10 protein-coding genes are annotated in these 10,297 nt (G+C 51.7%); 9 read left to right on the forward strand and 1 reads right to left on the reverse strand.

Annotated elements, in window-relative coordinates; all coding sequences use genetic code 11:
- Nucleotides 1-41 precede the first annotated feature (41 nt).
- Nucleotides 42-1,268 carry an exonuclease subunit SbcD gene (gene sbcD, locus ACVB80_RS09620; RefSeq protein WP_481081062.1) on the forward strand — a complete coding sequence of 409 codons (1,227 nt, stop codon included), beginning with the start codon at nt 42-44 and terminating at the stop codon, nt 1,266-1,268.
- Nucleotides 1,265-4,903: an AAA family ATPase gene (locus tag ACVB80_RS09625; RefSeq protein WP_481081063.1), complete on the forward strand. Its 3,639-nt coding sequence runs from the start codon at nt 1,265-1,267 to the stop codon at nt 4,901-4,903. The genes sbcD and ACVB80_RS09625 overlap by 4 nt, the downstream gene beginning before the upstream one ends.
- A gap of 42 nt (nt 4,904-4,945) precedes the next feature.
- Here ACVB80_RS09625 and ACVB80_RS09630 read toward each other — a convergent pair whose 3' ends face one another.
- Nucleotides 4,946-5,275, reverse strand: coding sequence for a hypothetical protein (locus ACVB80_RS09630; RefSeq protein ID WP_481081064.1), 330 nt, complete (start codon nt 5,273-5,275; stop codon nt 4,946-4,948).
- Between the two features lie 144 nt (nt 5,276-5,419).
- Here ACVB80_RS09630 and ACVB80_RS09635 point away from each other — a divergent pair, with 144 nt between their 5' ends.
- The 7 genes from ACVB80_RS09635 to ACVB80_RS09665 all read left to right on the forward strand — a co-directional run.
- Complete coding sequence (locus tag ACVB80_RS09635; RefSeq protein WP_481081065.1) at nt 5,420-6,259, forward strand: transposase; 840 nt, start codon at nt 5,420-5,422, stop codon at nt 6,257-6,259.
- A gap of 71 nt (nt 6,260-6,330) precedes the next feature.
- Nucleotides 6,331-6,627 (forward strand): hypothetical protein, encoded by a 297-nt coding sequence (locus tag ACVB80_RS09640; protein ID WP_481081066.1) that lies wholly within the window; start codon nt 6,331-6,333, stop codon nt 6,625-6,627.
- 135 nt (nt 6,628-6,762) lie between these two features.
- The gene (locus ACVB80_RS09645; protein WP_481081067.1) at nt 6,763-7,251 is read left to right on the forward strand and encodes a hypothetical protein; all 489 of its coding nucleotides are present in this window, start codon (nt 6,763-6,765) and stop codon (nt 7,249-7,251) included.
- A 345-nt stretch (nt 7,252-7,596) separates the two neighbouring features.
- Nucleotides 7,597-7,866, forward strand: a complete 270-nt coding sequence (locus ACVB80_RS09650; protein WP_481081068.1) for a hypothetical protein — start codon at nt 7,597-7,599, stop codon at nt 7,864-7,866.
- Between the two features lie 17 nt (nt 7,867-7,883).
- Nucleotides 7,884-8,303, forward strand: a complete 420-nt coding sequence (locus ACVB80_RS09655; RefSeq protein ID WP_481081069.1) for a hypothetical protein — start codon at nt 7,884-7,886, stop codon at nt 8,301-8,303.
- Nucleotides 8,304-8,756: 453 nt separating this feature from the next.
- The gene (locus ACVB80_RS09660; RefSeq protein WP_481081070.1) at nt 8,757-9,692 is read left to right on the forward strand and encodes a transposase; all 936 of its coding nucleotides are present in this window, start codon (nt 8,757-8,759) and stop codon (nt 9,690-9,692) included.
- Nucleotides 9,631-10,297 (forward strand): REP-associated tyrosine transposase (locus ACVB80_RS09665; protein WP_481081071.1); only part of this gene is annotated, 667 nt, incomplete at its 3' end. The genes ACVB80_RS09660 and ACVB80_RS09665, both read left to right, overlap by 62 nt.

Genomic DNA, 10,297 nt, shown 5'->3' on the forward strand with positions numbered 1-10,297 from the left:
CGCTAACGTTGCCTGCATTCAGGAACAGAGAAATACTTTCTATGCGCATACTTCACACCTCAGACTGGCATCTCGGGCAGAGCTTTTTCAGCAAGAACCGTAAACACGAGCATCAGGCCTTTATCCAATGGCTGCTTGAGCAGGTTGATAAACACAGCATCGACGCTGTGATCATCGCCGGCGACGTGTTTGATACCGGTACGCCCCCAAGCTACGCCCGGGAGATGTATAACCAGTTTGTGGTGGCGCTGCAGTCGCATCAGTGTGCGCTGGTGGTGCTTGGCGGCAACCATGACTCTGTCTCCATGCTCAATGAGTCCAGAGAGGTGCTGGCGTGCCTGAACACCCATGTTATCGCCTCAGCAGAAGAAGATCCGGCGCAGCAACTGCTGGTGCTCAACGATCGCAGTGGAGAGCCGGGTGCGGTTCTCTGCGCCATTCCTTTTTTGCGCGCCCGCGATCTGGTCACCAGTGAGGCGGGGGAGAGCGGCAGCGATAAGCAAAAGGCGCTGACTGACGCGATCAAATCCCACTATGCCAGCCTTTATCAGCTGGCTCTGGAAAAGCGTGAAGCCCTGGGTAAGCCTGAGCTGCCGGTTATCGCTACCGGTCACCTGACGGCCCTTGGAGTGAAAAGCTCAGAGTCGGTACGTGACATCTATATCGGTACCCTGGACGGCTTTGCTGCAGACGGCTTTCCTCCGGCGGACTATATCGCTCTTGGCCATATTCACCGCCCGCAGCGCGTCGCCAAAAGTGAGCATATCCGTTACAGCGGTTCACCGATCCCGCTCAGTTTTGATGAGCTGTCCAGTCAGAAACAGGTGGTGATGGTGAGCTTTGCCAGCGAGCCGGAAATCACCACACTTGATGTTCCAACCTTTCAGCCGATGGCGCTGATCAAAAGTGAGCTGGAGTCACTGGCGGAGAAGATCCGGCAGGAGCAGAAAAAGCATGATGAGCAAAGCCTGTGGCTGGCGGTGGAGATCGAATCCCACGACTATCTGCCGGATCTGCAGCAGCGCGTCGCAGCTCTGACCGAAGAGCTGGATGTGGAGATCCTGCAGCTTAAACGTGCCCGCAAAAAAGCCAGCCGCACACTGGAGCAGCTTCAGAATGAATCCCTGTCAGAGCTTTCTCCTTCAGAGGTGTTTGAAAAGCGCCTGGAGCAGGAGAGTTTTGAGAGTGAAGAGGAGAGTGCCCGCCGCGAACGGATCCGGGCGCGTTTTACCGAGGTAGTGAATGAAGTGAAGGAGGTGTCAGCATGAAGATCCTGTCACTGCATTTTCGTAACCTGAATTCACTCAAAGGCGAGTGGAAAATCGACTTTACCCAGCCGCCGTTTGCGGACGCCGGGTTGTTTGCCATTACCGGCCCGACCGGCGCGGGTAAGACCACTTTGCTCGATGCGGTTTGTGTGGCGCTTTATCACCGCACGCCAAGGCTCGACGTTCTGTCAGCCTCGAACAATGAAATCATGACCCGCGGCGAAGCCGAATGCAGCGCCGAGGTGGAGTTTGAAGTCAAAGGTAAAGCCTACCGGGCGTTCTGGAGCATGCGCCGTTCGCGCGGGAAAGCGGACGGCAACCTGCAGCCAGCGGTGGCTGAACTGGCTGAAGTGGAGAGCGGGAAAGTCCTCGCCAATAAAGTAAAAGACAAACTGGACCTGGTGGAGTCAATCACCGGCCTCGACTTTGCCCGTTTCACTAAGTCTATGATGCTCTCTCAGGGGCAGTTTGCTGCTTTCCTTAACGCCAGAGAGGCGGAACGGGCGGAGCTTCTGGAAGAGCTGACCGGCACCGAAATTTACGGTCAGATCTCTGAGCGGGTACACCTGCATTTCAGCGAAGCCAAAACTCACCTGGCCGGGCTGAAAGGAAAAGCAGAGGGAATCAACCTGCTGACCAACGAAGCGCTCGACGCCCTGAACGAAGAGCAGCAGGCACTGACCACGCAGCAGAGCGCGCGAAAAAATCAGCTCGCTACCCTGAGCGAGCAGCAACAGTGGTGGCGGGAGCAGTTGAAACTGGAGCGCGAAACCGGCCACAGCAAACAGAAGCTGGCCGAAGCCGAGCAGGCTCTGATTGAAGCCAAACCTGAACTGGAACTGCTGGAACGCGCTGCCCCGGCGCAGGCACTGCGCGCACCGTTTGAGCTGTGGCAGCAGAGCGGCAAACAGTTGCAAAACCGTCAGGCAGATGTGCAGGCCCGGAAGACCGAAAGCGATCAGGCAGAGAAGGCACTGGCAACGGTCAGCGAAAGCCATAAAGAGACAGAGGCTCAGCATAAGAAACTGGCAGAAGCGCATCAGGCCCTGCTGGCGCTTATTGAAAAAGTGCAGCCGCTGGATGCTGAGCTTAAACGCCTGACGGAAGAGTCGGTAAACAAGGCTCAGGCAGAGAAGACACTCGCGGAAAGCAAAGCGGCCAGTGAGGCTCAAATTGAAGGGCACAACAAGAAAACTGCCGAGCTGGACAGTTCGCTGAATGCGCTCACAGCCTGGCTGGAAGAGAACAAACAGTACGCTGAGCTTGCCCCGCACCTGGAGCGCTGGAAAGAACGCAATTCCCGCCTGCTCTCAGAGCAGCAGGCGGCAGAAAAGGCAGCCGTGGCTCAGGCTGATTCGAAGCAGAATCAGCAGCAGCTTGGTGAGCAGCAGAAACAGCAACAGGCTCAGCTCGATAATACACAGGCAGAGGCAGAAAAGGCACGCCAGGCGCTTGCCAAAGCGCATGAGACGGCCGCTGCGCTGCTAAGCGGGGAAAGCCCTGAGACGCTTGAAAAACAGCACAGCGAACTCGGCACCTCCCTGCAGCTGGCACACCAGCTGGTCAGTATTCAGCAGCAGTGGAGCAACGCGCAAAATGAGTGCACCCAGTGGCAGCAGAGCCAGCAGGCACTGACCAAAGAGTGTGAGCAGCTCAGCCAGAGCTACCAGCAACTGCGGGACGAGTACAAGCTGAACGACCAGCTGTTAAAAGCCAACCGCACCCTGGTCAGCCAGGAAGAGCAGCTGGCTCATTATCGCTCCGAACTGGCAGATGGCGAGCCCTGCCCGCTGTGTGGCGCGAAAGAGCACCCGCTGGTGGCCGTGGATGTGCCTGCCAAAGTGCAGGAAATACAGCAGCTGGAAAGCAAACTTGAAGAGATTAAAGCCCGTGGCGAACAGGCCAGCCTGGAACTGAAGAGTAAGCAGCGCGCGCTGGAAGAAGCCGCCACCAAACTGGCGGCACTGGAGAGCCAACAGCAGGCACTTACCGCGGAGTGGCGCAGTGAGCTGGCAATCAGCGAGCCTGGCAGCGCCGCCAAATGGCGCAGCGAACTGGAGCAGAAGCTGAGTACACTGCAAAGCCGCTTAAATGAAGTCCGTCAGGCGCAGCAGGGCGTATCAGCCGCTCAGCAGTTGCTTACTCAGTCTGAGCAGGCAGTAAGTGCTCACCAGCATCAGCTTCAGATGACCGGTAAAGAGCTGGGTCATATTGAGAAGCAGCTCGCTGGATTTGATGAGCAGCTTAAGACCCATAAAGCGGAGTCTTTGAAAATCGAAGAAGAGCTTCGCGGCCAGTTTGCAGAGCAGAACCTGGACTGGCCGGAGTCACTCCAGGGCTGGTTTGAGCTGGCGCAGCAATGCGTTACTCAGTATCAGACCAAACGGGGTGAGCAGCAACAACTTCGCCAGCAGAGACAACAAATCGAGCCTCTGCTGGCATCACTGAATACCGAAGTCAGCGCCCTGAATGAGCAGCTGAGCACTCTGCAGACTAAGCAGCAGGCGGTGAAAGTTCAGCTCGAAACTCAGACCAAAGAACGCCAGACTCTCTTTGGAGATAAAGAGTGCGCGGAAGAAAAAACACGCTCTTCTCAGGCTCTTGCCACAAGCGAATCGGCGCTTGCTGCTTCAGGTAAAATCCTCTCTGAACATCAGCAGAAAAACAGCGCCAGTCAGGCCGCCCATACCAGCGCGCTTGCCGCGCTTAAAGAGGCTGAGCAGCAGCTTGAAAGCAGTGAACAGGCCTGGCGGCAGGCACTGGAGAACAGCCCGTTTGATACTCAGGAAGCCTTTCAGAGCGCACTGCTTCCGGAGCAGCAGCAACGCCTGCTGACCAGCCAGAAACAGCAGCTCGAAGAAGCCATCGCCCGCCAGCAGGCGCTGCTGGAGAGCGCGACCCGTAAACTCGAAGAGCTGCGCGCTCACCCGAACGCGGAAGAGTGGCAGGACATTTCTGAAGAGGTGGTCTCGGCGCAGATCGGCGAGCTCAGCACTCTTTCTGAGCAGGTATCTCAGCGGTTGGGTGAAATCAGCAACCAGCTAAGCAGCAATGAAGAGCGCCGCACCAGCCAGCAGACCCTGCTCGATGAAATCAGCGCCTACCAGCAGGAGTACGATGATATCGCTTATCTGCACGGCCTGATCGGCTCACAAAAAGGCGATAAGTTCCGTAAGTTCGCCCAGGGCCTGACTCTGGATAACCTGGTCTACCTTGCCAACCGACAACTGGACCGCCTCCACGGCCGCTACCAGCTGAAACGCAAAGCAGGCGAAGGGTTGGACCTCACCGTCCTCGACACCTGGCAGGGTGACAGCGAGCGCGATACCAAAACCCTCTCCGGCGGTGAAAGCTTCCTGGTCAGCCTGGCCCTCGCACTGGCACTGTCAGACCTGGTCAGCCATAAAACCAGCATCGACTCCCTGTTCCTTGACGAAGGCTTCGGCACCCTGGACGCAGAAACGCTGGACATGGCGCTGGACGCACTGGATAACCTTAACGCCAGCGGCAAAAATATCGGCGTGATCAGCCACATCGAAGCGATGAAAGAACGCATTCCGGTACAGCTGAAAGTGCATAAGAAGAGCGGGCTTGGGATCAGTGAGCTTGAGAGCCGGTTTAAGGTAACTGGCTGATATTTTGTATAAACAGGTCCCGGCGCAACGCCGGGACTCATTTTACTCCTGCCAGCGCACCCTGACGCTGTAAAGATTCTTATCGTCGTACGCCCACAATTCTGCGCTGTTATCCTCATTTGAAAAGGCGATCGTTTTTATCTGGTACTGATACTGAGAACCATACTTGCTTTGGGTTAGTTCGAGGGCTTTTTGTGCGGACTCGCCCGTCATTATGGTGTGGATCAGAATCCCGCCGGCAACAGAGAGCGCAACCGAGAACGCTGCGGTTTTCCTGGGAAAGCGGGTTTTAAATCCTTTGAGCTGGTATTTGGCAAGGCTGGTCTTTTTGGACAGCTCCAGATAGGTAACGCCGAACAGTGAAGTCATCATCAGGTAGTAACTGCCATTGGTCAGGGCATAAGAGGTGAAGTTCGTGAGCAGGAGGTGGACAACGGAAGTGATTGGGGTCAGGTCTTGCCTTTTGCCTGAGATGGTCTAAGTTTTACTTAGGCCATTTTTAATATGGGCAGGATGATGAGCAGACCATTACGGATAGAGTATGCAGGAGCGTTATATCATGTCACCTCAAGGGGTAACTCCGGACAGTCGATTTACCTCGATGAGGGTGATTTTGAACTGTTTCTGAATACGCTGGCAGATACGTGTGCCCGGTTTAACTGGGTGGTGCACAGCTATTGTCTGATGACCAACCATTACCACTTACTGATAGAAACTCCGGATGGAAACCTGAGCAAAGGTATGCGGCAGCTAAATGGCGTTTTTACCCAGTCATTTAATCGTAAGCATGAGCAGGCAGGTCACCTTTTCCAGGGCAGATACAAATCGGTTCTGGTTGATAAAGACAGCTACCTGCTGGAAGCAGGCCGATACATTCTACTTAATCCGGTCAGGGCAGGAATGGTGGATACGCCGGATGAATACCCCTGGAGCAGCTGGTTCTGCATGTGTGGAAAGCAGCCCGCTCCAGAGTGGCTGGCAGTTGATCAGACTTTACTACTCTTTGGAAAACAGAGGAAACGGGCAATCAACAAGTACCGGCAGTTTGTGTATGACGGGGTGGGAAAGCCGCTTTGGAGCGAGCTGAAAAAGCAGATATTTCTTGGTCCGGATGAGTTTGTGGAACGGCACCAATCAGAGTTGGGTGATGAGAAGAGGGACTTGTCTGAGAGCCCACTGAAGCAGCGAAGAGATAAAGCCAAAACACTGGAGGAGTACGAAAGGGAGACAAGCTCACGCGATGAGGCGATTGCAGCGGCATTCAACAGCGGAGCCTATACCCAGAAACAGATAGGGGAGCATTTTGGGTTGCATTACTCCCGGGTAAGCAGGATAGTGGCAAAAGGCAAGACCTGACCCTGAGAGTACTCTTTGGAAAACAGAGGAAACGGGCAATCAACAAGTACCGGCAGTTTGTGTATGACGGGGTGGGAAAGCCGCTTTGGAGCGAGCTGAAAAAGCAGATATTTCTGGGGCCTGATGAGTTTGTGGAACGGCACCAGTCAGAGTTGGGTGATGAGAAGAGGGATTTGTCTGAGATCCCGCTGAAGCAGCGAAGAGAGAAAGCCAAAATACTGGAGGAGTACGAAAGGGAGGCAAGCTCACGCGATGAGGCGATTGCAGCGGCATTCAACAGCGGAGCCTATACCCAGAAACAGATAGGGGAGCATTTTGGGTTGCATTACTCCCGGGTAAGCAGGATAGTGGCAAAAGGCAAGACCTGACCCCGGTTGCTCCAAGGTGGATGGCATGGTTATCCAATTAAAGGTACAGAAGCTCCACCATCCGTGTTGAAAGAAATGAAAGAACGTGGTGATTTTGGTAACGCTGAGTATAAAAAACTGGTTAAGGGTAAGTAAATGTACAAGTTCAACTTTGAAATTCATCCTGCTACGGAACTAGACCCGACAGCTTGTTTGTTGTACCTGTCGATAAGCCTCATTAATCATACTATAAATAGAACTGTAAATTTAACAACGCTAGTTCTTGAAAAAACGGAACAGCTAGACTGGTTTACAGAAAATGAAGCCGCAATAATAAACGATAAATGCCCTATTGCTCTCACTGATGGTGATTCAGTAGCTAAAGGGATCAGCTACTTCTATGACAGAATTGATCCTGAAGAATCAGATGAACTGGAAAAGTTATTTGAATATAGAGTTAGCCATGCGATTAGATTTGCTTTTAGGGGGCAAGAGCTACCTGATATATATATTGCTGCAAATAGTAATGGGCATGAAGTCTCATGCGCTGAAGGTGAATCGAATTACATGTACGACGTTGACATAAATAGCTTGTTTAAAGAGGTTGATAGCTGTAAGAAAATGCTTGGTCGACTTGTCAGCTAGCTCGCATGAGCGATTTGAAAAGCGATTGGGGTCACCCATTAGCCAGCCGGGGTCAATAGGGCGCAAAAAGCTCTGCCGACATTTTCGGCATAGTGAGTTTGGTTTCCACCCAAACAAACTATTCGCGCCCTGATTTTCTATGTACGGTGCAGGAAATCATCCGCACCAGTCACCCAAAAGCGATTGCAAAAGCGATTGGGGTCAGGTCTTGCTTTTTGCCTGTGATGGTCTAAGTTTTACTTAGGCCATTTTTTATGCGGGCAGGATGATGAGCAGACCGTTGCATTACTCTCGGGTAAGCAGGATAGTGGCAAAAGGCAAGACCTGACCCCGTTCAGGTATGATGTGCAAGGAGATGTTGTTGTTCATCATGCAGTAGAGCAACAAGTTCAAAAAAGGTATCCGGGATTAGTAAGTGATGCTGAGATGCATTCACTCGAAAATTTGAGAGGGATACCTAAATCAATAAACTCTGATGTGCATTTGAGTAAGATTAGAAAAGAATGGAATAGTTTCTACCGATCTAATCCAAACCCGACTCAGCAGGAGTTGCTAGATAAGGCAACAGAAATAGATAACAAATTTGGTTCTCAGTTTAATCCGCCTGTAAGATAAGCAATTTGGAGATTGTGATGTACTTTTATATAGAGCCCGAAGTAAGTGGTGGGTTCGGAGATAACACAGTTTTGGATACGACGGTGCATCCTCCCAAGGTATCGAAGCTGCACTATCAGTTTGATGGATGGTTAGGAGATGAACTTCTAGAGTCGTTTCCGTGTTTCATTATATCAGAAGTGCTGGCAAAAGAGCTTGAACAAGAAGGCCTGAGCGGTTTTTCGCTAGATCAGGTTGAAGTATCAAAGTCTGAACAGTTTAACCAATTGTATCCTGAGAACGTATTGCCAAAATTTTACTGGTTCAAAGTTACTGGAACTGCTGGAGGCGAAGATTTTGGCCTTGCAGAAGATCATCGGTTAGTTCTATCTGAGAGTGCTTTAAGTATTTTGCGTAAAGGTAAGATAGAAGAAGCTGATTTAGAAAAATACGAGTAAGCGATTGCGAGAAAAGAGCCTGACCCCTTTCATGTTACAGCTGAAGGTGCATAAGAAGAGCGGGCTTGGGATCAGTGAACTTGAGAGCCGGTTTAAGGTAACTGGCTGATATTTTGTATAAACAGGTCCCGGCGCAACGCCGGGACTCTTTTTACTCCTGCCAGGAAGCTATTGGGGTCAGGTCTTGCCTTTTGCCTGTGATGGTCTAAGTTTTACTTAGGCCATTTTTTATACGGGCAGGATGATGAGCAGACCATTACGGATAGATTACGCAGGAGCGTTATATCATGTCACCTCAAGGGGTAACGCTGGACAGTCGATTTACCTCGATGAGGGTGATTTTGAGCTGTTTCTGAAAACGCTGGCAGATACGGAACTGATTGGGGTCAGGTCTTGCCTTTTGCCTGAGATGGTCTAAGTTTTACTTAGACCATTTTTTATGCGGGCAGGATGATGAGCAGACCATTGCGGATAGAGTACGCAGGAGCGTTATATCATGTCACCTCAAGGGGTAATGCTGGACAGTCGATTTACCTCGATGAGGGTGATTTTGAACTGTTTCTGAATACGCTGGCAGATACGTGTGCCCGGTTTAACTGGGTCGTGCACAGCTATTGTCTGATGACCAACCATTACCACTTACTGATAGAAACTCCGGATGGAAACCTGAGCAAAGGAATGCGGCAGCTAAATGGCGTTTTTACCCAGTCATTTATTCGTAAGCATAAGCAGGCAGGTCACCTTTTCCAGGGCAGATACAAATCGGTTCTGGTTGATAAAGACAGCTACCTGCTGGAAGCAGGCCGATACATTCTACTTAATCCGGTCAGGGCAGGAATGGTGGATGCGCCGGATGAATACCCTTGGAGCAGCTGGTCCTTCATGTGTGGAAAGCAGCCCGCTCCAGAGTGGCTGGCTGTTGATCAGACCTTACTACTCTTTGGAAAACAGAGGAAACGGGCAATCAACAAGTACCGGCAGTTTGTGTATGACGGGGTGGGAAAGCCGCTTTGGAGCGAGCTGAAAAAGCAGATATTTCTTGGTCTGGATGAGTTTGTGGAACGGCACCAGTCAGAGTTGGGTGATGAGAAGAGGGACTTGTCAGAGATCCCGTTGAAGCAGCGAAGAGATAAAGCCAAAACACTGGAGGAGTACGAGAGGGAGGCAAGCTCACGCGATGAGGCAATTGCTGCGGCATTCAACAGCGGAGCCTATACCCAGAAACAGATAGGTGAGCATTTTGCAAGAAAGCGATTGGGGTCAGGTCTTGCCTTTTGCCTGTGGTGGTCTAAGTTTTTCTTAGGCCATTTTTTATGCGGGCAGGATGATGAGCAGACCATTACGGATAGAGTATGCAGGAGCGCTATATCATGTCACCTCAAGGGGTAACGCCGGACAGTCGATTTACCTCGATGAGGGTGATTTTGAACTGTTTCTGAATACACTGGCAGATACGTGTGCCCGGTTTAACTGGGTGGTGCACAGTTATTGTCTGATGACCAACCATTACCACTTACTGATAGAAACTCCGGATGGAAACCTGAGCAAAGGAATGCGGCAGCTAAATGGCGTTTTTACCCAGTCATTTAATCGTAAGCATAAGCAGGCAGGTCACCTTTTCCAGGGCAGATACAAATCGGTTCTGGTTGATAAAGACAGCTACCTGCTGGAAGCAGGCCGATACATTCTACTTAATCCGGTCAGGGCAGGAATGGTGGATGCGCCGGATGAATACCCTTGGAGCAGCTGGTCCTTCATGTGTGGAAAGCAGCCCGCTCCAGAGTGGCTGGCTGTTGATCAGACCTTACTACTCTTTGGAAAACAGAGGAAACGGGCAATCAACAAGTACCGGCAGTTTGTGTATGACGGGGTGGGAAAGCCGCTTTGGAGCGAGCTGAAAAAGCAGATATTTCTTGGTCTGGATGAGTTTGTGGAACGGCACCAGTCAGAGTTGGGTGATGAGAAGAGGGACTTGTCAGAGATCCCGTTGAAGC

Source organism: Vibrio sp. 9-16B-A1 (assembly GCF_056726165.1).